Raw genomic sequence first — 25,965 nt, 5'->3', positions numbered from 1 at the left:
CAACGGCGACCGTAGACCGTCCCGCCGTCCGTCACACCGTCCACGGCTGCTCCCGTCACGGGACCCGTCCCATCGAGCCGGAGCCTTCTCCGTCGAGACGAAGCGACTTTGTCCTTCTCGCGCTCTCGACAGAGTATGTCGCGACTCGAAGCGCACCACTACGGCGTGACGGTGACTGATCTGGACGAGGCCGTCGAGTTCTACGAGGACGTGCTCGGTCTCGACGTCCTGGACCGTTTCTCGGTATCGGGCGAATCGTTCGCGACCGGCGTCGGGGTCGACGGGGCCGCCGGGAACTTCGCCCACCTCGACGCGGGTGGCGCTCGCGTCGAACTCGTGGAGTACGACCCCGCCCGCGACGACGCGACGGCCGAGAGCGTCAACCAGGCCGGCGCGAAACATCTCGGCTTCGCCATCGACGACCTCGACGCGTTCTTCGAGGGCCTCCCCGAAGACGTCGAGACGGTGAGCGAGCCCCAGACTACCGCCAGCGGCACGCGTATCCTCTTTCTCCGCGACCCCGAGAACAACCTCGTCGAAGTCCTCGAAGCGTGAGCGACGAGATCCGTCGACGAACGTAATCCACCAACGAACGTAATTCACCGGCGGCAAGTGACGGACAGCGGCCCGAACGCTCTTGCCGGACCGCTTCGATCTCCAGCTCATGGCAGGCGCGACGAGGGAGTTGACGGAGCCGACCGTGCTGGCCCACGCCAAGCGACGGATCTTTCCGGAGGCCGACGCGGAGGGATCGTACGCGGTCGTCGACACCCAGTTCGCGACGGACCACTGGATCGACGACCGGCCCGTCCGAGACGAAGTGAAGGCGGCGCTCGCACCGTTCAATCACGTTCGCGTCGGATCGGGGTATCCCGACCTGGTCGGCGTCCGGAACGTCGACTCGGATCTCCTCGCTGTCGAGCGGTTCGGCGACGACCCGCCGCTGGTCGTCGTGGAAGCGAAGGGGTACGTCGGCCGGGGCGGCGTCGACGTGGGACGCGGCGTCGTCCAGGCGTACGACCGCCTCCACGAGGCGAACGCGGCGTTCGTCGCCGCGCCGACCGACGCCGTCTCGGAGTCCGACCGGACACTGGCGCGGGAACTGAACGTCGGCGTGCTCGGCGTCTCCGCCGACGGCGACGTTCGCACGCTGGAGGTCCCCCGCGTCGTCGGCAACCGCAACCCCGACGAGGCGTCGTCGATCCGATTTCAGGCGAGCGCGCAGGGCGTCGCGAACAAGTCGTTTAGCTTGAACCACCCGAAGAACTACCTCGCGTACCCCCTCGCGCTGTATCATCCGGACGAGACCGCGGCGGTGCTCAGCGATCACGTGGTCGATGCCATCGACGGCGCCCGAACGGGCGCGTCGTTTCTGAACCTCGTCGACGTCGACCCGCCGCGGGTGAGCCTGACGCCGCTCGGTCGGGAAGTCGTCCGGTTCGCCCGCGCCGAGTACGGCACCGTCGACGCCGCGCTCCGGGAGTTCGACGCCTGGAAGCGGTCGCGGCAGCGCTTCCGCGACCTGGCCCCGAAGTGGGGCCTGTTGACCCGCCGGATCGTCTATCACTACCCGGCGACGCAACTGCTCGTCGAGGAACTCCAGCGTCTCCACGAGGACGGTTCTGAACGACCGAGCCTCCGCAAATTCGTCGAGTACCTCCACGAACTTCATCCGACGTTCGCGATCGAGCTATTCGTCCGTGGCGACGACACCGTGCGCGAGCGCGTTCTGACCGCGGACGGCGACCTCCGGACAGCGGAACTCGCGGACGGCGACGTGTATCACTCGCCGACGGTGTTCCAGCTGAAGGCGATACTGTTTCACGCGGGTATCCTCACGGAACGAGGTGCGGAACCGTCGAATTTGGACCCCACGGCGGACGTCTGGACCCTGCGCGAACGCCTCTAACGAATCTGCGAGGCCTCCTCTAACGAGGTACTCGGACCGATACGACTGCGCCTCTGGAGTCTTCACAAAGTGGCTACAAAGCTATCCCGAAAACTCCCCCTTGCACGAAGCGCAAGACCGGAAACACCGAAAGCGTCCAGCCCTGATGACACGATAGCGTCCAGCACTAACGACCCGATTATGACCCATCGGGGACGTCGAAAGCGCTATTTCGGTGCTGTCAGGTGTAACTCAGATTGATCTCCACCTCGTTCGTCACGCCGAGCAGGAGGTCCGGGAGCTCTTTGGTCAGAAAGTCCCCCTTCACGCGGTTCGACGGACCGGAGACGCTGATCGCCGCGACGGCTTCCCCCTCGTCGTCGGTGATCGCCGCGCCGACGGCGTTGAGCCGGGGGATCGACTCGCCGCGGTTGAACGCGAACCCCCGCTCTCGAACGGCGGCGAGTTCCTCGAACAGCGGCTCCGTATCGGTGATGGTTCTGTCCGTCGCCGCCGGGAGCCCGTGCTCGTCGACGACCCGTTCGACGCGCTCCCGTGGGAAGGTCGCGAGGATGGCCTTGCCCGCGGCGAGCTGGTGCAGGTACCCCTGTTCGCCCTCGCGCGCGGGCGTCCGGACCGACCGCTTCCCGGTCGCGCCGTAGAGGTGGACGCTCCGCCCGTGCTCGTGAGTGATCAGCCAGACCTTCTCGCCCGTCTCGGCGGCCAGTTCGTCGACGGTGTCCGTCGCCTCGTGGAACACGTCCTGCTGTTCGCGCGCGTGAATGCCGAAATCGAGCATCCGTAGTCCGACTCGGTACTCGTCGCCGTCGCGGACCACGAAGTCGAGTTCCTCCAGCGTCCCGAGGTGACGGTGGACGGTGCTCTTCGCGAGGTCGAGTTCCGCCGTCAGTTCGGGGAGCGTCGCGCCGCCGCGCTCCTTGATGCGTTCGAGGAGCGTCGACGCCGTTTCGACCGTCTGAACCGGCCGGGGGTGCTCGCGGTCGCCTTCCATGCCGTGCTGTCCGACCGCCGACACAATAAAGGTATTCGAGTAATTCGGACCGCTCGCAGCGAGTCCGTCCTGATTTGGTCCCGCTTCCATCCTTTCGCAGCGCGGCGTTCTCTATTCCGTTCGACGTCACCTCTCCAACGTACTGTGTTCCGTTCCCGCTCCCAGCGCCACATTCCTTCTGCCCGATCTGTCCATCCACAACGGTTTTGGCGATCGTCAACGATCACCACTGACCATGGACCCCGATCAGGCGGTCTTAGCCGACGGTATCCCCGACGAGTACGAGTTCGACAACCTCTTCGAACCGACCGCGGTCGGCGACGTCGACCTGCGGAACCGGTTGATGATGACCGGTCACACGACGAACTACGCGAGCGGGGACGAGATAACGCAGAAGCTGATCGACTACTACGTCGAGCGCGCGGAGGGCGGCATCGGCCTCATCGTGATGGCGTACCTCGCGAACCACCCGTCGTCGGTCAGCGGGAGCGCGATCCGCGGCTGGGACGCCGAGACGATGGTGCCCCAGCTCCGCGAACTCACCGACGCTGTCCACGACGCCGGCGCGAAGATATTCTGTCAGAACCTCCATTACGGGCGCCAGATCACGAGCCTTCAGTCCGAGCGGCCAGTCGTCTCGGCCAGCGACATCCCCGGACCCGTCAACGGCGAGATGCCGCACGAACTGACGACCGACGAGATCGCCGAGATCGTCGAGGCGTACGCTCACACCTCCGAGATCATCCAGCGGGGCGGCTTCGACGGCGTCGAGATCCACTCCGGCTACGGCGGCTACTTCCTCTCGCAGTTCATCTCGCCGTACTCCAACGACCGCGACGACGAGTACGGCGGGAGCCTGGAGAACCGGCTCCGGGTGGTCCGCGAGACGCTCGACGCCACGCGCGACCGCGTCGGCGACGACTTCGTCGTCGGCCTGCAGGTCAACGCGAAGGACTTCGCGCCGGGCGGGATGGACGTCGACGAGTACGCGGAGGTGGCCCGACGCCTCGCCGCGACGGGACAGGTCGACTACCTCGTCGTGAAGGCCGGGACCTACCTCCGGCAGGACTACATCGTCCCCGACATGCAACACGAGCAGGAACTGTACGCCCCGCTGGCGAACCGCATCGCGGAGACCGTCGTGTCGGAGGACCCGGAGGTCTCGGTCGCCACCGTCGGCCGCGTCACCGACCCACGGGACGCCGACCGGATCCTCGGCGAGGGCGGGGTCGATCTGGTCGCGATGACGCGAGGCCACATCGCTGATCCCGCCATCGCGAAGAAGGCGAAGGAGGGGCGACTCGACGAACTGATCGAGTGCATGGGGTGCAATCAGGGCTGTATCGAGCGCATCTACGACGGCGCGGAGTGTCGCTGCGTGCTCAACCCGGCGACGGGATTCGAGGCCGACCTCGGGATGGGGACGCTTCCGGAGGCCGACGAGCCCCGTTCGCTCCTCGTGGTCGGCGGCGGGCCGGGCGGAATGAAGGCCGCCGAGGTCGCCGCACGGATGGGCCACGACGTGACGCTGTGCGAGCGAGACGAAACCCTCGGCGGGCAGGTTCGCGCAGCCAAGGAGATCTCGGGCCGCGATGAGTTCGAGAAACCGATCCTCTGGCTGCGGGCCGCGCTCGACCGGGAGGGCGTCGCCGTCGAAACCGACACCGAGGTTACCCGGGACCTGATCGAGGAACGCGACCCGGACGCGGTCGTCGTCGCAACCGGGTCCAGTTCCCCGTCGTTCCCCAGGGGGTACCGCAGTTTCGGGATCGAACGCGAGGACGTGCCCGGCTGGGACGAGGCGCGAGTGCTGTCGGCCGCGGACGTGTTGAACGGCTCCGGCTCCGGCTCCGGCTCCGGCGACGACCCACCGACGGCTCCCGGCGACCGCGTCCTCGTCGTCGACGACGGCGAGCACCACTGGAAGGGGATCGGCACGGCGAAGACGCTCGCGGAGGCCGGCCGCGACGTCCACTTCGCCATGCCCGGCGCGGACCCGGGCGCCGACCTCACCGGGCCGACGAAAGCGAAGCTCCGCGCCGACCTGTTCTCGCTGGACGACCCGGTCGAACTCCACACGTTCGCCACGGTGGATGCCGTCGAGTGGCCCGACGTCGTCCTCGACAAACAGGGCCGCTCGGTCCGGGTCGAGAACGTCGACGCCGTCGTCCTCGCGGGCTTTCGCCGCGCCGAAGACGACCTCTGGCGGGCCGTCGACGACCGCCCGATCGAACTGGTCGGCGACGCCGCCGCCCCGCGAACGATCATGGAAGCCATCCACGAGGGGGAACGCGCCGTGCGGGAACTGTTCGGATAGCTCGCTCGCACAGAAACCCCTCACACTGCCAGCACCACGCAAACCGGTGGTTCACCCACGAACGGGTCCCACTCGGAGAAAGTTTTATAGAGTTTTATGACGCCGATCCGATCGTATGCCGAGCGCTAGCTATCGGCACGAAACGGGGCGGTACCGCACGCCAGATGGGAGTGACGGAACTCCGGGACCGACCGAGGGGTCTGACGGGACTCGGCGTCCGACCGAGGGAGGTGGGTAACGATGCTGTCGCAACTCTGCTCGGCGGCGACTGCGTCCCTGTTCGGCGTCGCGACGCCGACGTACCTGCTCGGGTTCCCGACGCCGGTCGTCGAGATCTACCTGCTGCTGGCCGCCGTCGTGGTCGGGTTCGCGCTCTACTTCGGCCTCTCGTTCGAGGACGTGGACGTGTCCGACGAGGTACCGGTTGAGGACCGCGAGACCGACGAGGAACGCATGGGGGAGATCGGAGGATGACCGGGGCGCTGCTCGCACCCGCTCAGACATGGGGCGGCGAGATCGGCGTCGAGTACTACTCGCAGACAGCAGTCGTCTTCCTCGTCCTCTTCGCGCTCCTGATGATCGGCATCGGCGTCCTGGCCAGTCGGTACCAGACCGACCAGGAAGAGTACTTCGCGGCCGGCAGGCGGGGCGGCCTCGTCGTCATCGCGCTCTCGATGTTCGCCGCCATCCAGAGCGGGTGGGGGATGGTCGGCGTCACGGGGACCGGCTCGGTCATCGGTCTGGAGTACCTGATCGTCATCGCCGTCGGAACGCCGTTCGGGTTCGTTCTCTCGTACTGGCTGTTGGGCCGGAAGATGCGGATGCTCGGCGAACTGCGCGACGCCATGACGGCACCCGACGCGATGTACTACCGGTTCAAAGACGAGCGGGTTCGCCTGCTGGGAATCGTCGCGGTGATCCTCGGCTGCATGGGCTATCTCGCGGCGCAGTACGCCGCGCTCGGCATCATCGGCGCGCTCATCCTCCCGGTGAACTTCTTCGAGGCCCTGATCATCGGCCTCGCCATCGTCGGTTTCTACACCGTCATCGGCGGCATGCTCGCGGCGATCTGGTCCGACGCCATCCAGGGCGCGATGATGGTGCTCGGCGCGGCGCTGACCGCGTACTACACCGTCACGCGGTACCCGGGCGGCGTCGACGGCATGGTGTCGACCATCTCCGCGGAACAGCCGGCGTTCTTCGACTTCACGCTGCTGGGCATGGACGGCATCGCCGGGCTCGGGCTGATGCTCTCCGTGGTCGTCATCCAGCTGACCGTCGCCGGCCAGCCCCACGCAACGACGAAGTTCTACATGATCCGGGACGTCTCCCTGCTGAAGTGGGGCGCGCTCGTCACGGCGGTCAGCTACATGCTCACCGCGCTCTACTGGGTCACCGCGCCGTTCGTCCGCGCGGGGATCCTCGCGGGGCACGTCCCCGATCCCGGGAACCCCGACGCGGCGCTGCCGCTGGCGCTGGTGGCGTTCGCGCCCGACGTCGTCGTCGCGTTCGTCCTCACGTCGGTCATCGCGGCGATCATGTCGACGAGCAATTCTTTCCTCAACATGGCGTCGGCCGCCGTGGTCCACGACTACTTCATCGAACACCTCAGTCGGGACCTCTCTAACGACCAGGAGGTGCTGTACGGACGCGCAACGACGGTGGCCGTCCTGATCGCCGCCGGCGTCCTCGCCGCCACGTTCCCCGGCCTCATCTTCGTGCTGGGCGCCGCCGGGTGGGCCATCTTCGCGGCCGTCATCTTCCCCTGCGTCGCCATCGCCTACAACTGGAAGGGCGCGACCGCCGAGGGCGCGCTCTGGGGCGGCGGCACCGGCCTCGGACTCACGCTCGTCCTGGCGTACGGGGTGGAGTACTTCGGCATCAGCCTGCCGATGGGCGTCCTCGGCGGCCAGCTCGCCATGGTGATCGGGTACGTCGTGTTCGTCGGCGTCTCCGCCGTCACGTCGACGAGCACCTACGAGGACCTCGACCCCGACATTCAGGAGATCGTGGACCTCGGCCGAACCCGCGGCGGCACCGTCTCTTCGCCCGGCGTCGCCGGCGAGCGCGCGAGCGACGACGACTGAATCCTCTCTCCTCCCCTCGCGCTCCCCTCCTCCCGACCCCCCGCACCGCCTCCGCGGCCGCGAGGCGGCGGTCGGCTGTTCCCACGCCGGCGGTCAGGCGATCACGCAGCCCCCGTACCGGTGGTTCTTAGTGCCGCTACGGCGTCGGTAGGATCCGTATGACGCTGTACCAGCGGGACTTCATGGAGGGGACTCGCGGCACCCAGGCCGTCGACTGGGAGGAGCGTATCGACGTCAAGCGCCTCCGGCGAGAGCGGTACGAGCGGGCGCTCGAACGACTGCGGGACAGCGAACTGGGGAGCGTGCTCCTCGTCTCCGACCCCAACATCCGCTACGTCACCGGCCTCGCCATGACGGGCGGGTCCGGCGCGGACCACTACACCCTGCTGACGGAGGACGGCGACGTGGTCCACTGGGACACGGCCGACCACGCGAGCAACCAGCGGTACAACTGCCCGTGGCTGAACGATATCCGGTACGCCTGCCCCGGCCTCGGCAACGTCCCGCGGGCGTCCGGCCGCGACTCCGCGCGGGACTGGCTCAAACAGAAGATGGCGGACATCGTCACCGAGGCGATGGCCGAGTACGGCGTCGACAAGGAGCCGATGGGCATCGACGTGGGCAATCGGGGCCTCATCTCCGCGTTCGAGAACAACGACGTGGAGGTCCGCACGAAGGAGTGCGTCGACCTGATGCACGACGCGCGCAAGGTGAAGACACGCGACGAGATCGAGTGCCTGCGGATGGTCGCGGCCATCTGCGAGGCGGGGTTCCAGGCGATCAAGGAGAGCGCCCGCCCGGGCGTCCGGGAGTCGGAGGTGTGGGGCGACGCCGTCCGCGAACTGTGGCGTCACGGCGCGATGGTCCAGGGCGGCTACGTCACGTCCGGGCCGAACACGTGGCCGAAGCATCAGGCGAACACGACCGACCGCGCGATCCGGCCCGGAGATATCGTCTACGCGGACTTCTACAACGTCGGCTACCTCGGCTACCGCTCCTGCTACTACCGGACGTTCTCGATGGGCGAACCGACGCAGGCCCAGCAGGACGCCTACGAGAAGGCCCGAGACGATCTCTACGACGTGCTCGAACGCATCGAACCCGGAGCGACGACCGACGAGATCTGTCAGGGGTTCCCCGACGAGGAGGGCGAGCACATGGACTGGTACGACGCCGACGAGTTCTGGCAGATGACGACCAACCACTGGGCGCACGGCCTCGGCCTCCAGTTGTACGAGGTGCCGCTCATCTGGCGGGGGCTCTCCCCCGACCACCCAATCGAGATCGAGGAGGGGATGACGATGGCCGTCGAGACGATGCAGCCCGCCGAGAATCAGGGCGTGCGCGTCGAGGAGATGGTCGTCGTCCGCGAGAACGGCGTCGAGATCCTCAGCCAGTGGCCCGTCGAGGAGATAACGCGGATCGACTACTGACGCCGCGCTTGCTTTCGGGTCGCGGTCGTACCGCGCGCCTCGTCGTACCGCGAGGAGGCCAATGATTTATAATCCGAGACGGCGACGACTCGGGTGAACGCATGTACAAGCACGTAGCCCTGCTTGTCCGCAAGGAGGGGATGGACCACGGCGAGTTCGTGGATTACTGGCAGACCGAACACACGCCGATCGCCCGCGACATCGAGGGGGTGTCGCGGTACCAGACCGTCCTCCCGACGGATCCGGAGCACGCGGAGTTCGACGGCCTCGCGGAACTGTACTTCGAGGATCTGGAGGACCTCCACGACGCGCTCGGTAGCCCGGGGAGCCGCGACTACGACCCGACGAAGGAGGTCGCGGCGAAGGCCCGCGATGACGTGGACAACTTCCTCGCGGTGGAGGAACGACCCCGGTTCATCGGCGAGGAGATCGTCCAGAAGGACGAGACCGACGGCGACACCACCGGGCTGTACAAGCACTCCGCGTTCCTCGTACGTCAGCAGGGGATGACTCACGAGGAGTTCGTGGACTACTGGCAAGAGAACCACACGCCCATCGCCCGAGAGATCGAGGGCGTCGTCCGGTACGCGACCGTCCTCCCGACCGACCCGGAGAACGCCGAATTCGACGGCGTCGCCGAACTGTACTTCGAGGACCTCGACGCGCTCTACGACGCGCTGGGGAGCGAGGGGTCGCGGGATTACGACCCCGACCGCGGCAAGGCCAAGGAGGCCCGCGAGGACGTGGACAACTTCCTCGCGGTCGAGGAGCGCCCGCGGTTCATCGGCCGCGAGACGGTGCAGAAGGACGAGACCTGAGTCTCCAGATGACTGACCACGACCAGCAGGTCCGCGACGCGTTCCCCGAACTCGAGGACATCGAGGACGACGACCTCCGCGAGAAGGTGGTGGAGGCGTGGCGGCTCGGCCTCGCCCGCGGCGGCTGGCGCGATATCTCCGACGTTCCGTACGCGTGGAACATCCACGAGGTGACGAACGTCGAGCACGTCCGCGGGGTGACCCGCATCGCGGTCGACGCGGCCGAGCAGCAGCGGGATTTCCACGGCGCGGACCCCGACTTCGACGTGGTCCGCGCTGCCTGTCTGCTCCACGACGTGGGCAAGTGCTACGAGTACGTCGACCACGTGGACGACGAACTGGTCGACCCGGACCCCGAGTACGCCACGGACGAGATCCCCCACTCCATGTCGGGCTACGCGCTCGCCCACGAGGTCGGCTGTCCGCTCGCGGTCCAGCGCGCGATCCCGCACTTCATCGGTGAGATTCCCACCCGAACGCTCGAAGCGGAACTCGTCAAGAGCGCCAACTCCGCCTCCTCCAACGCCATCACGCAGGCCGCGATGGGGATCAGCCTCCAGGAGTGGGTCGACGAGTACTCGCAGACGCAGTAACGGGACCCCGCCGGCCCAATGCCCCGGCGGTCCGGGGCCTCACTCCCGCCGGCCCGTGATCACCGTCACTGCGGTGGTCTGGCTGAACGTCTCTTCCGCCCTGTTCCGCAGACGGTCGCGCAGGGCCGCCTCGAAGGCTTCTTGCTCCGCCTCGTTTGCGAATCTCTCGGGTGCGCAGAACGACAGCGAGAAGACGTAGCCGACCACCTCGTCGACGGTCCACTCGCGCTCCGCCCGGCAGGTCTCCGTCTCCACGTCGACGAACCCGAACGACGCTATTAGCTCGTCCCACGGGTCGTCTGAGTAGTCGACCGGACCGGTCCGTTCGGGCAGGTCGTCGAGGTACTCGGCGGCGAGGTCGTACGCGTCGTCCTGCCAGGCCCGCGTCCCCCGCGTGAACCACTCCTCGTCGTTGAGGATTGCCACGCCGCCGCCCGGTTCGATCAGCGAGTGCAGCGTCTCCAGCGTCGCCTCTTGGTCCATCCAGTGGAAGGACCGGCCCATCGTCGCGAGCGCGAAGGTGCCGAGCTCGTCGGAGAGGTCCGCGTCGGACCCGACGACCCACTCGACGTTGTCCCTGCCGACCGCGTCGGCTCGCTCCTGTGCCTCCCGCAGCATCGCCTCGTTAGGGTCCATCCCCACGACTTCGCCGACGTGCGCCGCCACCGGAACGGCGATCTGCCCCGCGCCGCAGCCGAGGTCGAGGACGCGGTCGCCCTCGCCGAGGTCGAATCGATCGCGGAGGTATCGGAGGGCGTCGTCGCCGTAGCCGGGGCGGTACTCGGCGTAGTAGGACTCGGCGCTGGCGAAGGTCTCGCGGTCGCCGGTGCGGTCGGCGTCGCCGGCGTGGTCGCCATGGGCGTCGGAGTCGTCGGCGTCTTCGGTCATCCGAGCAGTTCGAGTCCGGCCTCCTCCCGGAGCACGTCGATGTACTGCCGGAAGCCGCGTTCGAGGTCGTACTCGGGCTCGTACCCGAGGTCCTCCTGCGCTTTGCTCATGTCGAGGTTCTGCGTCCAGGGGAGTTCGCCCTCGTCCGAGACGGTGAGGTCGGCGTCCGGGATGATCTCCTGCACCGTCTCCGCCGCCTCGCGGATAGTTGCCAGCTCACCGCGGACGTTGTACACGCGCTGGCTCAGGTCCTCCTCGGGCGCGAACGCGGCGCGACGGAACGCCTGCGCGATGTCGTCGACGTGCTGCCAGTCGATGGCCTGGTCGCCGTAGTCGACGCTGAACGACTCCCCGAGCGCCGGCTTCTCGACGATGTTCGCGAGGAAGGCCGAGCCACCGGTCTCGCGGTAGGGGCCGTACGCGACGGTCGGGCGGAGCGCAACGTCGGAGACGCCGAACTCCTCGCGGTAGACCCGGGCCTGGTGCTCGTTGTACTCCTTCGTCGCACCGTACAGCGTGTCGGGCCTGACGAGGTCGTCCTCGGTCACCCAGTCGTCGTAGTTCTCCGGCGGGGCGTAGACGGCGGCGCTCGACGCCCATGCGACGCGCTCGACCTGGTCGTCGAGCGTGCGCGCCGCCTCGAACACGTTGTTCGTCCCCTCGACGTTGACCGTCATCGCCGCCCGCGGGTTCTCCTCGGCGGCGTTCGTCAGCAGGGCGGCGAGGTGGACGACGTGCGTCGTCCCCGTCTCTCGGACCGCGCGCACCACGTCCGTCGGGTCGGTGACGTCGCCGCGCCGGACGGTCACGTCCTCGGCGATGCCGAGTTTCTCCAGGATGTCGGTGTCCGTCGAGAGGTCGTACGCGACCACGTCGTGGCCCTGTTCCACGAGGTCCCTGGCCACGTACGACCCGATGAATCCGGTACCGCCGGTGACGAGCACTGTCGATGGCGACATGTGATCCGTTCTCCCGTGTCGAGGATGAAAAGTGTTTCTCGCGATTCGCACGTCCGCCGGCCGACGCTTTACTCGTGAAGGCCGCCGACCGACGCGTAGAACGACGACTGGAGCGTCTCGGCCATGTCCTGGCCGCGGTCGATCCGGACGTCGACGACCGTCGGCACGTCCGCCCGCTTCCCGTCCTGCAGGGCGTCGCCGAGTTCGTCGGGCGTCGTCACCCGGACGCCGGTCGCCCCGAGCGCCTCCGCGACGCGGACGAAGTCGGTATCGTGGAACTCGACGCCGGCGATGTCGTCGGCGCCGTCCTGCATCTGGCGGACCATGCCGAGGCTGGTGTCGTTGAGGACGACGAACGTCGGCGCGACGCCGTGTTCGACCGCCGTCTCGACGCTCGTCATCGTCATCGCGAACCCGCCGTCGCCGGCCACGCCGATCACGTCTACGTCGTCGCCGGTCGCGAGCGCAGCCGACACCGCTGCGGGGGTGGCCCACCCCATCCCGCCGACGCCGCCGCTCCCGAAGTAGGTCCGGACGGCGGGCGTCTGGAGGTAGTTCAGCAGCCAGAACCGGTTGTTCCCCGAGTCCGCCGTGACTACCGTGTCCTCGTCGACGACCGCTTCGATCTCCTTCACGGCGCGCTGGGGGAGGATCGGCGAGGCGTCCGACTCGCACTCGGGCGCGCTGAACGACTCCCGGGCGTCGGCCGCCCGCGCTTCCGCCCAGTCGTTGTCGCCGCCGGCCGCGGCGAGTTCGCGAAGGCTCTCGGCGGCGTCGCCGATGAGTCCGACGTCGGCGGGGTAGACCCACCCCGCGTTGCGCGAGTCGATATCGGCGTGGACGATCGTCTGTTCGTCCGGCCGGATGAACTCCGGGGCCTGCCAGTTCGTGTCCATGGGGTTGAGCCGACAGCCGACGACGAGGAGGACGTCGGCCTCGCTGACGACGCGGTTCGCGCCCTCGTGGCCGAACGAGCCGATGACGCCCGCCGCGAGGGGGTGCGTCTCGGGGACCGTCGACTTGCCGAGGTAGGAGGTCGCGACGGCGGCGTCGTACGCCTCCGCGACCTCGCGGAGTTCGTCGTACGCGTTCGCCGCGTGGACGCCGTTGCCCGCGACGATGACCGGCCGCTCGGCGTCGGCCAGCGCTTCGGCGGCGGCGGCGACGTCCTCCGCGGTCGGTCTCGACTGCCACGTCCGCGTCTGCTCGCGGTCGTCCCACACCGGCGGAACGGCTTCCTCCGGGAACTCCTCGGTGACGGCGTCGCCGTCGAGGATCACCGCCGTCGGCCCCGGTCGGCCCGCCACGGCGTGTTTGAACGCCAGCTGGAGGCTCCGGACGGTCTCCGTCGGCGAGCGGGGGAACCAGTGCTCCTTCGTGATGGCGTCGAGGATCTTCGGCAGTTCGAGGCCGCCGTAGTCGCCGCGTGACTGCTGGTACGGCGCGACCGTCGAGTAGTCGCCGCGCTCGGACGCCTCCGTGATCGTCACCATCGGCGACGACCCCAGCCGCGCCTCCATCTGGCCGATGCCGCCGAGGCTACCGATCCAGGGTCCCTGTCCGGCGAGGACGCCGGGTTCTCCCGTCAGCCGGCCGTGCATCTCCGCCATCACGCTCGCCTCGCGCTCGTCGCGCGGCCGGACTACGTCCACGTCCGACTCCGGGAGCGCGTCGAACAGTTCGATGACGCGGCCGCCGGGGTAGCCGAACACGCGGTCCACGTCGAGGGCGGAGAGGGTCTCGACGAGGCGCTCGCTCGTCTCCATCGGTCAGATCCCCCCGGCGACGCCGTACGCTTTCGCGGCAGAGCCGCGCGACTGTCGCTCCGCGGAAGGGAGAGGCTGGTCGGGCATGGTACCGAGTTCCCCGCCGGGTCACTTTGGCTTTACCCCCGGCCTGGGCGACGACATGGACGATCTCCGTTCGGCTCTTTCGAATGGCCGCTTCGGTCGCTCGGAGATCCGGCCGGTCGGGTCAGACGGCGAGGAGAGCCGTTCGCGGTGCGGGAGTCAGTTGTCGAGTATCGACAGCATCCGGATCACCCACTGGAGGACGTGGATGAACACGCCCATCACGGCGACGTAGATGCCGATGGCGTTCCGGAGGTTGCTGGCGAACCGGTTCTCGCGTACCGCCCAGACCTCGTAGGTCAGGTCGACGACGAACCCGAGGAAGAACAGCAGGCCGGCGACCACGACGAGCGTCGGGTTCACGAAGTAGCCGACAGCGCCAAGCGCGAAGCCGCCGATGAACAGCCCGCCCGCGTACCGCTGCCACCCCTCGAACGACCGAGCCGTGTTGAACACGACGACCACGACGCCCGCCGTGATCGCCCCCGTGACGACGGCGGCGACGCCGATCGCGAGCACGCGACTCCCGGACGGCGCCAGCAGGAGGATCGCCGACCCGATCAGGGAGTAGCCGGCCTGCGTCAGCGCGACGCCTGCGCCGGCGAGCGGGAGGCTCCCTTTTTCGGTCCCCTTGCTGGCGATCCAGAACCCGCCACCGACCGTGACGGCGAACACCGCGATGCCGACGAAGAAGTTCGAGAACAGGAGCAGCCCGATACCCGCCACCGGGGTGTACGAGAGGACCAGCATCAACACGACGTTGAACGTGACGAGTCCCGTGGCTATCCCCACGATCCGCGAGACGTTCTGCGTCCCGAGAGCGGTTTTCGATCCGAACTGTGTCGTTTCGTTCATGTCGCCGCAGTATCAACGGGCGTGCAATATGTATTTTTCCCTTCGTTCGAAAGAACGAAACGCCCAGGATACCCTCGGACCGCGCTCCTCCGCGCGCGGTTCCGATCGGTTCTCCTTACGGGCGGACAGCAGTTCGTCGCGTCGAAGAGCCCCTGAATCGGGCGACGTCCTAGTTTCCCGCGACGTATCTGGTTCGCTCTGTATGCCGGGATCCGATACCGCGAGCGGGCGGCTTTACAGAATTATACCTGTAATGTGTCGGCGTCCTCACTCGTTCGAGTAACTCGAATATTAGGAATACCGCCCACTCCGATCGTCGTAACTTTGGCTGCGCGTTCGACCGGGAAAGGCGTTCTTGCGGTCGCCGTGAGACCCGCTCCTGTCCCTACGTTCGAGTGTTTCGAACACTGTTCTTCTCAGATGGCGGCGTGGTCCTACGCACGTCGGCCCCCTCGGGACCGAAGAATTATGCCGGTCGATCCGGAGGTACTCCGTATGGAGATCGGCACCGGCCTGTTCACGTGCCAGCGACGGCCCGACGACGACCGGTCGACGGGCGAGATCTACGAAGAGATGCTGACGCTCGGGCGGGCGATAGACGACGCCGGCCTGGCGAGCGCGTGGGTGTCGGAGCATCACTTCCAGCCGGACGGCTACCTCTCGGGGACGATGCCGGCGCTGGGAGCGCTCGCCGCCGAGACCAGTGAGATAGAGATCGGCACCTGCGTCGCGCTGGCGCCGCTGTACGACCCGGTCCGCCTCGCGGAGGACGCGGCGACGGTGTCACTGCTCTCGGGCGGGCGGACGACGCTGGGCCTCGCCATCGGGTCGAACCCGCGGGAGTTCGAGGGGTTCGGCGTGCCGGTCGAGGAGCGCGCCGACCGGCTGGAAGACGCCGTCGACGTGCTCCGCGGCGCGTGGTCGCCGGGACCGATCGACCGCGAGTCGGCGTTCCACGACGCCGACCCCGACGTGTCGGTCACACCCAAGCCGGACGACAACGTTCCGATCATGCTCGGTGGCGCGGCGAAACCGGCGGTGCGGCGGGCCGCGAGGACGGCCGACGCGTGGTGCGCCCCCTCCGCGCTCTCCGTCGAGGGCATCCGCAAGCGCGTCGAGGACATTCGGCGCGTTCGACATGAGGAGGGCCTCGACGGCAACTTCACAGTGTACGTCCTCCAGCACGGGTTCGTCGGAGACTCGCGCGAGGACGCCTGGGAGCGGATGCGCGACGGCTACTTCTTCCTCCAGCGCCGCTACGCCGAGATCTTCTCCGGCGAGCCGGTCGACGAACTCGACGAGGAGCGAAAGCGGGAGCTGAAGGAGCAGGCGATCTTCGGGGCACCGGACGAGGTCGTCGACGAACTGGAGACGTACCGCGACGCGCTCGGCGACGACGTCCACTTCATCTTCCGGACGTACCATCCGGGGATCGGGACCGACGCGATGCTCGACTGCATCGACCGTCTCGGATCCGAGGTCGCGCCGCGATTGGACTGAGCCGTCTCCATCCCTGCGACTTAGGGCTTGTACACCCGTCCCCGGAACGTGGCGACCCGCTCGTCCTCTGTGGAGACATCCACCCCGTACTCGGCGGTGCTGTCGCCGGCGTGGGTCTCCTCGGCGACGGCGGTGAGCCGGTCTCCCACCTCGGCCGCCGCGAGGTACGAGACGTTGGTCTCGAGCGCTACCGCGGTCTCGCCCCGGCTATTCGACGCCGCGGCGAACGCCGCGTCTGCCAGCGCGTACACCGCGCCCCCGTGCGGCGTCCCGTGGAAGTTCAGGTGTCGCTCCTCGACGGTGAGCGTCGTCTCCGCGCGACCGGGTTCGAGCGACGCGAGCTCTATCCCCACCGACTCGCAGAAGGGGTCGTCGGCGATGCGCGCCCGGACCGTCTCGTCCGCCTCGGTCATACTCGGTCGTCGCCGGGCCGGCCAAAGAAGGTACCGGCGAATCAGTGATGGGAACGATCGGAATCCAGCGGTGGTCAAAACGGGGGTGCCCCCTCCGAGAAACAGTTTCGTGACGGCAGATTCGGCTCTCTTAGACGCGTGACCAGCTCTACGGTTCGTGGAGCTGATGCGGTTCGATCGGTGAAAAACGGTATGGGACGAAAATACGGGAAATACGAGCGCCTCACGCCGATCTTGGAGTTTAAAGAAGGATCGTAGAGCAACCGTGGAAGTAACCGGTCCTACCGCCGGCACGACATCTCGGCGAACGAGGATCGGGATCCGAGGACAAACCATTATAGTACGACACGCAATAGCACATCCCATGCTCGGCTCACTCCGGACCGGCGCGGCGAACGACGGCGCGTTGGTGCAACTCTCGCGCAACAAGACGGTCCTCGCGAACTCCGGCTGGTTCGTCGCGGCTCTCCTCTACGGGTACGTCGTGTACGGACTGCTCGCTGCGGGGAGCTACTCCGAGGGACCGGTGATCGCGCTGATCGCCGCCGCGGCGTTCGTCCTGTTCGTTCTCGGCTCCGCTCATCGGGTCCGGACGAGCACCTACTACGAGGTCGCCGCGGGCTGTCTGATGATCGGTTACAGCGTCGACAGTCTGTATCACCGCCAGGAGCTACTACTCGCGGCGTTTCTCGTCATCGCCGTCGCCGTCTTCCTCGGGGAGTCACTCACGGCATCGGAGTGAAGGTGACGCGGTTCGTCGGTTCCGGAACCTGCCACGGCGTTTGCCAAGCGACGAGTGCGACGTGCGAGCCTGAAAGTATAGGGGCGTCGACCGTCTCTTCCCGGACGGACGGCCGCTCGACCGCCGAGCCGCCGTTCACATCACTGTCTCCTTCAGGCGGCGCGCGAGTACGGGCGGCGATCACGCCGATGTAGCGTTCCGTGGAGGGGAGAGAGTACAGATGCCGGCCGCGGCGTAGCCGACGCGAAACGCCGGACCCGGATCACTGCAGGACGCGTTCTTTCTTCTTCCTCGTGATGTACCCCGCGATCCGGTTTCGTACGCGTTTCGCCTCGACGTCCGTCAGCTGTTCGACCCGGTGTTTGTTCTCCTCGAAGTCTTCGGTGAACGAGTCCGGGTGCCGCTCGATGAGCGACTCGCCGATGTTGATGATCTCGTTCGAGTTCGATGCCATAGGTGTCAGTCGTTATCACTGGCCATAGTTCTTTGGCAAACGTCTGCGAGATCTGTGCCTCGCTGCGGCGCCCGATGTGGTGTCGCAGTGATGAGGCATTGCGAGGCGATCCGAGCAAACGCAACCTCGGATGGGCAACCGCGTGTGTCGCCGGTATCTTGATTACCCGGCGGTCGCTACTGTCTTGCGAGCGACTACCATGACACTAAGAGTCACGGTTTCGAGCGCAGAGCCCGCCGCCGATCAGACGCAGGTGTGCCACTTCGACGAACTGTCCGAGCAGGCGAAGGACTGTCTCGTGGAGATGGTCGACCAGGAGATAGTCGCGGGCGTCGACCCCGACGTCGCGACCGAACTGGTGACGTACGACCTGATCAAGTTCGTCGAGTACTACGACGTCCAGCTCTCGGACCCGCGCGTCAGCGGGTCCGTTTCCGCCTGATAGTCCCGTGTCGGCCAGTCAGTCCGGCCCTCATTGACTGACGCTCCACGGTTCGCGGCGGCGCCACCCCGGGCTTCCTTCCCGTCCCTCTACGCCTCCTGAGCGACGGGAAACCTCTATGGCCCAGGCTGCAGCCAGCGCGAACGCGGCGGTCCAGACCTCTGCGAACAAAGCACTTAAGATTGCTATCCCCGAAGATATCGGTCCATGACGGCCGATCCAGAGGACATCATCAGTGTCGGCGACAGGCTGTTGCGACAGCATCCGGACTCCTTCTCCGGGCAGTTCAGCAAGAACAAGCAGATGGTGACGAAGATGACCAACGTCGGGTCTATCCGACTCCGCAACCGCATCGCGGGGTACATCACGAGGAAGAAGGTCGGACCGTAACTGCCGCCCCGAGTCCGCGTCTGGGGAGTCGTACCAGTCCGGTTCGCCCGAACGACTCGCCCGTGTACGGGCCGTAACGTTAAACGGGCTAAGGGTGTTAATTCTCGTAGCCGAATCTCGTTGGCTACCGATCCGCGGAAGCCGTCCGCGTTCGCCGCCGTACGCGGGCTCGGCCCCGGAAGCAAAGTTTTTCACGGTGGATCGGCTTCTCGAAGACGTATGTTATTAGCCGGAACCGTGGTGGCCGATTCGACCACCGTCGTCCACGACGGCGCGGTCGTGGTCGAGGGGTCTCAGATCGAGGCCGTGGGGGACCACGAGGAGCTTGCGGAGCGCTACCCGGAGCACGAGCGGCGGGAGTACGACGTGCTCCTCCCCGGCCTCGTCGGCGGCCACATCCACTCCGTGCAGAGCCTGGGGCGGGGCATCGCCGACGACACCGAGCTACTGGACTGGCTCTTCGACTACATCCTCCCGATGGAGGCGTCGCTCTCCGCCGAGGAGATGTCGGTGGCCGCCGAACTGGGCTACCTGGAGATGATCGAGAGCGGGACGACCACCTGCGTCGACCACCTCTCCGTCGCCCACGCGGACCAGGCGTTCGAGGCGGCCGGCGAGATCGGGATCCGCGGCGTCCTGGGGAAGGTGATGATGGACCAGCGGTCGCCCCGAGGGCTACAGGAGGACACCGAGGACGCGCTCGACGAGTCGGAGCGGCTCATCAAGGAGTACCACGGGTCGTTCGACGACCGCATCCGGTACGCGGTGACGCCGCGGTTCGCGGTGTCGTGTACGGAGGAGTGTCTCCGCGGCGCTCGCGAGCTCGCGGACGAGTACGACGGAGTCAGGATCCACACGCACGCCAGCGAGAACCAGAGCGAGATCGAGACGGTCAAGGAGGACACGGGCATGCGGAACATCCACTGGCTGGACGAGGTGGGGCTCACCGGTGAGGACGTGGTGCTGGCCCACTGCGTCTGGACCGACGAGAGCGAACGGGAGGTCCTCGCCGAGACGGGGACGCACGTCACCCACTGCCCCTCCTCGAACATGAAGCTGGCGAGCGGCATCGCGCCCGTCTGGGACTACCTCGACCGGGACATCAACGTCGCGCTGGGCAACGACGGCCCGCCGTGCAACAACACGCTCGACCCGTTCACCGAGATGCGCCAGGCGAGCCTCCTGCAGAAGGTGGACCGGCTGGACCCGACCGCGACCCCGGCGAAGGAGATCTTCGAGATGGCGACGATAAACGGGGCGAAAGCCGCCGGCTTCGACCGCCTCGGCGCGATCCGCGAGGGCTGGCGAGCCGACATCGTCGGGCTCAGCACGGACGTGACGCGGGCGACGCCGCTGCACGACGTCCTCTCGCATCTCGTGTTCGCCGCGCACGGCGACGACGTGCGGTTCACGATGGTCGACGGCGAGGTGCTCGTCGACGACGGCGAGGTGGCGACCGTCGACGCCGACGCGATCCGCCAGCGCGCGAGCGACGTCGGCCTCTCTCTGGAGGAGCACCGCGACGCCGCGAAGGAAGTCAAACCGTAGGACGGCCGAGCCCCCTCGTAACCGAGTCTCTGATCCGTTCTCTTCGCGTTTACCTATCGACCACGCGGAGTACACGCAGCCTCCGCGCTCGGTTGAGAACGACGCAACCACGCTCCGACCGGGGACAGGATTATGGTCGTCCGTGCGCACCCGTGACACATGGAGATCGACGTGAGCGGAACAGTGTGTCCCCAGACGGTGCTGATCGTCCGGCGCTGTCTGGCGGAGCTCGACCCCGGAGAGGAGCTCCGGGTCGTCGGTGACTACCCCCCGGCGGAGCGCAGCATCCGGCGGTCGTGTCACAAGCACGGGTTCGACGTGTCGTCCGCGCCGGTCCGGGACCCGGAGACGGACTTCGCCCTCCGGATCCGGGTGCCAAGCGCCGCGAACCCCGAAAACGCGGCGCCGGAAACCTCCTGAATTCGCGGTGAAAACGGTCCGATCGCGGGCCGCGCCGCTCAGTTACTCGCTGCGATCGCCTCGATCTCGACGCCGACGCCCTTCGGCAGGTTCGCCACCTCGACGGCGCTGCGAGCCGGCGGTTCGCCGTCGAAGAACTCGGCGTACGTCTCGTTCATCTCGTCGAAGTCCTCGATGTCGTCCAGAAACACCGTCACCTTCAGGATGTCGCTCATGTCCAGGCCCTCCTCGGAGAGGATCCCCTGGATGTTGGAGAGCGACTGCTCTGCCTGCGCGGCGATCGGCTCGTCGTCGAGCAACTCGCCGTCGGGCGTCATCGGTATCTGCCCCGCGGTGAACACGACGTCGCCGTTCGTCGTCGCCTGACTGTACGCGCCGACCGCCTCCGGTGCTTCCGACGAGTTGATAACTCGCTTCATACGAACGTCGTCTCCGTAGCTCCCCTTAACGATTCCCCCGGACAAGGACGACTACCGTGGAGTGCCGTCCGCGACTTCAGTCCCCGCCCGCTGTACGTCACACCGCCCGGCCCCGGCGCTCAGATGGAACCCCTGCTCGCGTAGCCACTGGGTCGCGCGGCCGTCGCCGTGCAACAGCAGTTCGGCGAGGTCGTCGGGTTCGTCCACGTCCGTGGCGAGTCGGTACGAGTCGACTTCGGCGACCGTCGCCCCGACCTCGTCGGCGGCGGCCCGGTGGTCGAGGTACGAGTGGCCGTGATAGTCGACGGCGAACTCGTTCGTCCGCGAGACGAGCGCGTTCGTCCCGCCGCCCCACCCGCGGGCGAGCACGACGTCGCCGGTGCGGGTCAGCAGTTCTCGCAGTGCTTCTGGCGTCAACAGAGGCAAGTCGGCCATGACGACAGCCGTCGGTCCCGACGAGGACCGAAGCGCCGCGTTGACGGCTCGGGACAGGCTGCGGTCGTCGACGCGTACCGGACAGTCCTCGATATCGAGTGACGTCGGCGACACAACGAGGGGGTTCGCGCCGACGCGACGGACGACGGAGAGGACCTCCCGAAGCATGGCTCGCGAGAACTGTTTCCGCTCGCGCTCGTCGAGTACCGGGGACAGCCTCGTCTTGGGGTCTCGCCCGTCGTAGGGAACGATAACTCGCATGGGGTCGTTTCGGGGTCGACGGCGCGACTACATAATCGCGCCGCCGACTCGCTCGCACATCTAGCCATCCGTTCACAAAGATCGCACATTCCCGACTCGCTCGCACTCGTTCCCACATTCGTCGAACCGGCACTGCCGGCCGCTACGCGTACTGCCGTCTATCGGTATCGTACGCGGATCGGGCTCGGATGTGGGTACACATTTGCCAAATACTTCAATTGGTGTGCGTTTGTCTGTGATTATATCATCTTGCTCCATAATATGCGTAACTTCTATTATCCAGCATGGTACCGTACCCCGTATGGCAGACACTGGCGGGGAGCGGTCACGGGTAGCGGACTATTTCGACTACGAGCAGTACGGCACCGACACGAAAACGGAGGTCATCGCCGGGATAACCACGTTCCTCACGATGTCATACATCATCGTGATCAACCCGGCGATCCTGTCGGCGGCCATCAGCATCGACGGGTACTCCGACGGCGAGGTGTTCCAGATGCTCGCGATAACGACGATCCTCGCCGCGGTCGTCGGGACGGCCGTCATGGCCTTCTACGCGAACCGCCCGTTCGGTCTCGCCCCGGGTATGGGGCTCAATGCGTACTTCGCGTTCACGGTCGTGATCACGCTCGGCGTGCCGTGGCAGACCGCCCTCGCGGCGGTGTTCGTGGAGGGGATAATCTTCATGGCAATGTCGACGGTCGGCGCGCGCCGGTACATCATCGAGTTCTTCCCGCAACCGGTCAAGTTCGCCGTCGGGGCGGGCATCGGCCTGTTCCTCCTCCTGCTCGGGCTGATAGAGATGAACGTGGCGACCGCGCACGACACGACGCTGGTCACCCTGGGGAGCGTCGCCTCCGACCCGGTCGCGCTCCTGTCGCTCGCCGGTCTGACGTTCACGCTCGTCCTGTACTCGCGTGACGTGACGGGGTCGATCATCATCGGTATCCTCACCACGGCGGTCGCCGGCTGGGCGCTGACGCTCGGCGGGGTCGTGAACGACGGGCTGCTCACGCCGTCGAGCGTCCCCGAGCCCCACTACGACATCACGCCGCTGATCGGGGCGTTCGTCGAGGGGTTCCAGAACATCGAGCCCGTGACGTTCGCCATCGTGGTGTTCACGTTCTTCTTCGTGGACTTCTTCGACACCGCCGGGACGCTCATCGGCGTCTCCCAGTTCGGCGGGTTCCTCGACGACGACGGGAACCTCCCGGAGATGGAGAAGCCGCTGATGGCGGACGCGGTCGCGACCACGTTCGGCGCGATGATCGGGACGACGACGGTGACGACCTACGTCGAGAGCTCCACGGGGATCGAGGAGGGCGGACGCACCGGGATGACCGCGCTCGTGGTCAGCGTCCTGTTCCTGCTGTCGCTCGCCGTCATCCCGCTCGTCGCCGCCATCCCGACGTACGCGTCGTACCTGGCGCTCGTCGTCGTCGGCCTCATCATGCTGCAGGGCATCACCGACGTCGAGTGGGAGCGGTCCAGCTGGCTCGTCCCGGGCGGCCTGACGATGGTGATGATGCCGCTGACGGCGTCCATCGCGAACGGCATCGCCGCCGGCATCATCAGCTACCCCATCGTGAAGGCCGCGCAGGGCGAACGGCAGGACGTCCACGCCGCGCAGTGGGTCCTCGCCGGATCGTTCGTCCTCTACTTCTACGTCACGTCCGGAGGTGTCGTCGGGTAACGCTCGCGGCCCGGTTCCGACTCTCGCGGCCCGAGGCTGAACCGCCGACCCGAACGTCGACCCCGTTTCGTCTCCATGTCCCCACCACGAGAGCGCGCCGACGCTACCGACTCATCCGGCGCGCTTCGGACGGTACTCGCCTGCTCGCTCGTCGGCATCATGGGCGTGCCGCTCATCAGCCCGCTGCTGCCGACCCTGCGATCGGTGTTCGGCGTCGGCGACGCGGGGGCGGGGCTGCTCATCACGGCGTACACGCTCCCGGGTGTGTTCCTGACGCCGTTCGTCGGCCTGCTGTCCGACCGGCTGGGGCGGCGCGCGGTCGTCCTGCCGCTACTGTTCCTCTTCGGCGTCGCCGGCGGGGCCATCGCTCTCGCGCCGCCGTTCCGCGTCGTGCTCCTCCTCAGGTTCCTGCAGGGCGTCGGCGGGAGCGGGCTGATGGTGCTCGCGGTCACGCTGATCGGGGACTTCTACGACGGGCAGCGGCGGGACGCGGCCATGGGCACGAACGGCAGCGCCATCGGCGTCGCCGCCGCCGCGTACCCCCTCCTCGGCGGTGCGCTGGCCGGCGTCCGCTGGAACGCCCCGTTCGCGTTCTTCGGCGTGGGGATCGCGGCCGGCGCCGTCGCGTTCGTCACGCTCGAGGAGCCCGAGATCGGGGACCCCCCGGCGTTCGGTCGGTATCTGCGGCGGATGGCGGCCGCGGTGCTCGTTCCGAAGGCGCTCTCCCTGTGGGCGGCCGCGTTCCTGACGTTCTTCCTCTTCTACGGCGGCGTGCTCACCGCGCTCTCACTGCTCCTGAGCGACGTGTACGGGCTATCGCCCGGGCGGATCGGCCTGCTGTTCGGTGCGGTCTCGGTCGCCAACGCGAGCATGGCGTCCCAGTACGGCCGCGTCTCCCACCGCTTCGAACCGGAGGAGCTGATCGCGCTGGGGTTCGCGGCGTTCGGGATCAGCCTCCTCGGGGTCCGGGCCGCACCGTCGATCGCGGCGGTCGGCGGGATGCTCCTCTGTTTCGGGCTGGGGTTCGGCCTCGTGATGCCGTCGCTCAACACCACGGCCGCCGGCCTCGTCCCCGGCCAGCTCCGGGCGGGGACGCTCGGCGTCCTGACGAGCACTCTCTGGCTCGGGCAGACCGTCGGCCCCGTCGCGTTCACCGGCGTCGCGGGCCTCGCGTTCGAGGACGCCGTGGCCGGCTACCGCTTCCTGCTGCTGTTCTGGGGGGCTGCGTCGCTGGCCGTCGGCCTCCCGCTCTTTCTCGCGCTCGTCCGCCGTGACTGACCGCCAGATGCGGCCGGCGGGTCCCGCCCCGTGACCGTCACTCTACGACCGGGTAGGGGACCACGCGCACCTCCTCGCCGGCCGCGAGGTCCGATTCAGTGATCACGAACCCGTCGGCCCGCGTCGCGCGGGTGCTCGACGAGAGGACGCTCGGGTCGAACGTCTCGTCGTAGACCGACAGCGGGGAGTCGACGTGCCCCAGCGGGACGGCGTCGCCGTCGTTCAGCGTCACCGGCACGGCGTACTCGAAGCCGGCGGTGCCGATGCCGACGTCGCACGCCAGCGTCGCACCGACCGTCGGCAGCGGTTCGGACCCGCCGACGAAGAACGGGCGCGCGACCAGCGTCGTTACCGTGTGCGCGCCGACCGGTTTCCCCGGAATGGCGAACGCCACCGCGTCGTGGTCGGGGAGATCCGCCACGGCGATCGGTTTCCCCGGTCGGATCCTGACGCGGTGGAAGCGGACCTCGCCCAGCGATTCGAGCGCCCGGATCACGTAGTCCTTCTCCCCGACGCTCGTCCCGCCCGTCGTGACGACCACGTCGTGCTCGTCGGCCAGTTCGGCGATCCGGTCTCTCGTCCGGTCGTACTCGTCGGGTACCGTCCCCTCGATCGTCGCGTCGTGGCCCCAGGACCGGACCAGCGCCGCCAGCATCGGGGAGTCGAGGTCGCGCGTCGTCCCCTCGTGGATCTCCGACCCGGTCGCGAGCAGCCCCGCGGAGAAGGGCTCGTACACGCTCACCTCGTCGAAACCGAGGTCTCTGAGCAGGATCAGGTCCTTCGCGGAGAGTCGCTCGCCGGGGCGAAACAGCGTCTCGCCGGCCGCGACGTTGCTGCCGCGCTCGTACACGTAGGTCCCCGGGTCGAGCGCGCTCCCGGTGAGTTCGCCGTCGGTGACGCTCGCCTCCTCGACCTTGAGGACGGCGTTCGCGCGCTCCGGCAGCGGCGCGCCGGTGGCGATCCGGACGGCCTCACCGGCCGCCATCGACGGTGGTTCGTCCTCGGGGAAGACCTCCCCGGCGACGGAAAGCGGGTACGGCTCCGTCGCGTCGACGGCGTAGCCGTCCATCGTCGCGTGGTCGTGTGCCGGAACGTCCCGCGGCGCGTCGATCGGTTCGGCGAGCAACCGCCCGGCCGCATCGTCTTCGATGCGGCGCTCGACCGTCCCGCGGTCGGCGAGGACGTCGTCGAGGAGGTCCAGAACTTCGTCCACGGCGTCCGAGCGTGGCAACATCACCCCGTGATCGTGACTCATGATAGCTGATCTCGA

General features: G+C 67.6%; 26 protein-coding genes. 16 read left to right on the top strand and 10 right to left on the bottom strand.

Translation table 11 applies throughout. The features are described 5' to 3' along the window. Positions 1-135 precede the first annotated feature (135 nt). Together D8670_RS17175 and D8670_RS17170 are read left to right on the top strand one after the other, a co-directional pair. The gene (locus D8670_RS17175) at positions 136-555 is read left to right on the top strand and encodes a VOC family protein (RefSeq protein WP_121819357.1); all 420 of its coding nucleotides are present in this window, start codon (positions 136-138) and stop codon (positions 553-555) included. 109 nt (positions 556-664) lie between these two features. Further along, positions 665-1,909, top strand: a complete 1,245-nt coding sequence (locus tag D8670_RS17170) for a hypothetical protein (RefSeq protein WP_121819356.1) — start codon at positions 665-667, stop codon at positions 1,907-1,909. A 220-nt stretch (positions 1,910-2,129) separates the two neighbouring features. Here the strand turns inward: D8670_RS17170 and D8670_RS17165 are convergent, their stop codons facing one another. Beyond that, positions 2,130-2,900: an IclR family transcriptional regulator gene (locus tag D8670_RS17165; RefSeq protein ID WP_121819355.1), complete on the bottom strand. Its 771-nt coding sequence runs from the start codon at positions 2,898-2,900 to the stop codon at positions 2,130-2,132. Between the two features lie 235 nt (positions 2,901-3,135). On the opposite strand from D8670_RS17165, the gene D8670_RS17160 reads away from it, so the two are divergent. The 6 genes from D8670_RS17160 (at position 3,136) to D8670_RS17135 (ending at position 10,148) form a co-directional block, all read left to right on the top strand. After that, entirely contained in the window at positions 3,136-5,217 is a 2,082-nt protein-coding gene (locus D8670_RS17160; RefSeq protein WP_121819354.1) for an oxidoreductase, read from the top strand. 240 nt (positions 5,218-5,457) lie between these two features. Beyond that, positions 5,458-5,691: a hypothetical protein gene (locus tag D8670_RS17155; protein ID WP_121819353.1), complete on the top strand. Its 234-nt coding sequence runs from the start codon at positions 5,458-5,460 to the stop codon at positions 5,689-5,691. Next, positions 5,688-7,304 carry a sodium:solute symporter family transporter gene (locus D8670_RS17150; protein ID WP_121819352.1) on the top strand — a complete coding sequence of 539 codons (1,617 nt, stop codon included), beginning with the start codon at positions 5,688-5,690 and terminating at the stop codon, positions 7,302-7,304. Before D8670_RS17155 ends, D8670_RS17150 begins: the two co-directional genes overlap by 4 nt. A gap of 164 nt (positions 7,305-7,468) precedes the next feature. Continuing rightward, positions 7,469-8,737, top strand: coding sequence for a M24 family metallopeptidase (locus D8670_RS17145; protein ID WP_121819700.1), 1,269 nt, complete (start codon positions 7,469-7,471; stop codon positions 8,735-8,737). Between the two features lie 101 nt (positions 8,738-8,838). Beyond that, positions 8,839-9,555, top strand: a complete 717-nt coding sequence (locus D8670_RS17140; RefSeq protein ID WP_121819351.1) for an EthD domain-containing protein — start codon at positions 8,839-8,841, stop codon at positions 9,553-9,555. A gap of 8 nt (positions 9,556-9,563) precedes the next feature. Further along, positions 9,564-10,148: an HD domain-containing protein gene (locus D8670_RS17135; protein ID WP_121819350.1), complete on the top strand. Its 585-nt coding sequence runs from the start codon at positions 9,564-9,566 to the stop codon at positions 10,146-10,148. 39 nt (positions 10,149-10,187) lie between these two features. On the opposite strand, the gene D8670_RS17130 is transcribed toward D8670_RS17135, so the two are convergent. The 4 genes from D8670_RS17130 to D8670_RS17115 all read right to left on the bottom strand — a co-directional run bounded on the left by D8670_RS17130 (position 10,188) and on the right by D8670_RS17115 (position 14,700). Then, positions 10,188-11,036 carry a class I SAM-dependent methyltransferase gene (locus D8670_RS17130; RefSeq protein WP_233752259.1) on the bottom strand — a complete coding sequence of 283 codons (849 nt, stop codon included), beginning with the start codon at positions 11,034-11,036 and terminating at the stop codon, positions 10,188-10,190. Next, the gene (locus tag D8670_RS17125; protein WP_121819349.1) at positions 11,033-11,995 is read right to left on the bottom strand and encodes an NAD-dependent epimerase/dehydratase family protein; all 963 of its coding nucleotides are present in this window, start codon (positions 11,993-11,995) and stop codon (positions 11,033-11,035) included. The genes D8670_RS17130 and D8670_RS17125 overlap by 4 nt, the downstream gene beginning before the upstream one ends. A 68-nt stretch (positions 11,996-12,063) precedes the next feature. Beyond that, the gene (locus D8670_RS17120) at positions 12,064-13,761 is read right to left on the bottom strand and encodes a thiamine pyrophosphate-binding protein (protein ID WP_121819348.1); all 1,698 of its coding nucleotides are present in this window, start codon (positions 13,759-13,761) and stop codon (positions 12,064-12,066) included. A 243-nt stretch (positions 13,762-14,004) separates the two neighbouring features. Beyond that, positions 14,005-14,700, bottom strand: a complete 696-nt coding sequence (locus tag D8670_RS17115; protein ID WP_121819347.1) for a hypothetical protein — start codon at positions 14,698-14,700, stop codon at positions 14,005-14,007. A 495-nt stretch (positions 14,701-15,195) separates the two neighbouring features. Here D8670_RS17115 and D8670_RS17110 point away from each other — a divergent pair, with 495 nt between their 5' ends. Beyond that, on the top strand, positions 15,196-16,200 hold the full coding sequence (locus D8670_RS17110) for an LLM class flavin-dependent oxidoreductase (protein ID WP_121819346.1): 1,005 nt from the start codon (positions 15,196-15,198) through the stop codon (positions 16,198-16,200). Positions 16,201-16,220: 20 nt separating this feature from the next. Here the strand turns inward: D8670_RS17110 and paaI are convergent, their stop codons facing one another. Further along, the gene (gene paaI, locus D8670_RS17105; RefSeq protein ID WP_121819345.1) at positions 16,221-16,613 is read right to left on the bottom strand and encodes a hydroxyphenylacetyl-CoA thioesterase PaaI; all 393 of its coding nucleotides are present in this window, start codon (positions 16,611-16,613) and stop codon (positions 16,221-16,223) included. Positions 16,614-16,977: 364 nt separating this feature from the next. On the opposite strand from paaI, the gene D8670_RS17100 reads away from it, so the two are divergent. Then, a complete protein-coding gene (locus D8670_RS17100) occupies positions 16,978-17,355 on the top strand; it encodes a hypothetical protein (protein ID WP_121819344.1) in 378 nt (125 codons plus the stop codon). 262 nt (positions 17,356-17,617) lie between these two features. Here the strand turns inward: D8670_RS17100 and D8670_RS17095 are convergent, their stop codons facing one another. Further along, the gene (locus D8670_RS17095) at positions 17,618-17,809 is read right to left on the bottom strand and encodes a 30S ribosomal protein S17e (protein WP_121819343.1); all 192 of its coding nucleotides are present in this window, start codon (positions 17,807-17,809) and stop codon (positions 17,618-17,620) included. A gap of 199 nt (positions 17,810-18,008) precedes the next feature. Here D8670_RS17095 and D8670_RS17090 point away from each other — a divergent pair, with 199 nt between their 5' ends. The 4 genes from D8670_RS17090 (at position 18,009) to D8670_RS17075 (ending at position 20,609) form a co-directional block, all read left to right on the top strand. Next, positions 18,009-18,251: a hypothetical protein gene (locus D8670_RS17090; protein ID WP_162994341.1), complete on the top strand. Its 243-nt coding sequence runs from the start codon at positions 18,009-18,011 to the stop codon at positions 18,249-18,251. 207 nt (positions 18,252-18,458) lie between these two features. Next, positions 18,459-18,641, top strand: a complete 183-nt coding sequence (locus D8670_RS17085; RefSeq protein WP_121819341.1) for a 30S ribosomal protein S17e — start codon at positions 18,459-18,461, stop codon at positions 18,639-18,641. Between the two features lie 219 nt (positions 18,642-18,860). Further along, positions 18,861-20,189 carry a 5'-deoxyadenosine deaminase gene (locus D8670_RS17080; protein ID WP_121819340.1) on the top strand — a complete coding sequence of 443 codons (1,329 nt, stop codon included), beginning with the start codon at positions 18,861-18,863 and terminating at the stop codon, positions 20,187-20,189. Positions 20,190-20,348: 159 nt separating this feature from the next. Further along, a complete protein-coding gene (locus D8670_RS17075) occupies positions 20,349-20,609 on the top strand; it encodes a sulfurtransferase TusA family protein (protein WP_121819339.1) in 261 nt (86 codons plus the stop codon). A 38-nt stretch (positions 20,610-20,647) separates the two neighbouring features. Here D8670_RS17075 and D8670_RS17070 read toward each other — a convergent pair whose 3' ends face one another. Then, positions 20,648-21,028 carry a Rid family detoxifying hydrolase gene (locus tag D8670_RS17070; RefSeq protein WP_121819338.1) on the bottom strand — a complete coding sequence of 127 codons (381 nt, stop codon included), beginning with the start codon at positions 21,026-21,028 and terminating at the stop codon, positions 20,648-20,650. Between the two features lie 51 nt (positions 21,029-21,079). Beyond that, positions 21,080-21,724: a 2-phospho-L-lactate guanylyltransferase gene (cofC, locus tag D8670_RS17065; protein ID WP_121819337.1), complete on the bottom strand. Its 645-nt coding sequence runs from the start codon at positions 21,722-21,724 to the stop codon at positions 21,080-21,082. A gap of 301 nt (positions 21,725-22,025) precedes the next feature. Here cofC and D8670_RS17060 point away from each other — a divergent pair, with 301 nt between their 5' ends. Together D8670_RS17060 and D8670_RS17055 are read left to right on the top strand one after the other, a co-directional pair. After that, complete coding sequence (locus D8670_RS17060) at positions 22,026-23,417, top strand: NCS2 family permease (protein WP_121819336.1); 1,392 nt, start codon at positions 22,026-22,028, stop codon at positions 23,415-23,417. A 75-nt stretch (positions 23,418-23,492) separates the two neighbouring features. Next, positions 23,493-24,695, top strand: coding sequence for an MFS transporter (locus tag D8670_RS17055; protein WP_121819335.1), 1,203 nt, complete (start codon positions 23,493-23,495; stop codon positions 24,693-24,695). Positions 24,696-24,732: 37 nt separating this feature from the next. Here D8670_RS17055 and D8670_RS17050 read toward each other — a convergent pair whose 3' ends face one another. Continuing rightward, positions 24,733-25,950, bottom strand: a complete 1,218-nt coding sequence (locus D8670_RS17050) for a molybdopterin molybdotransferase MoeA (RefSeq protein WP_121819334.1) — start codon at positions 25,948-25,950, stop codon at positions 24,733-24,735. Between the last annotated feature and the right edge of the window lie 15 nt (positions 25,951-25,965).

It is taken from the genome of Halostella limicola (assembly GCF_003675875.1).
GTDB lineage: Archaea > Halobacteriota > Halobacteria > Halobacteriales > Natronoarchaeaceae > Halostella > Halostella limicola.
Note: the sequence above shows the minus strand (reverse complement) of the source record. Positions and strands in the feature narration are given on the sequence as shown.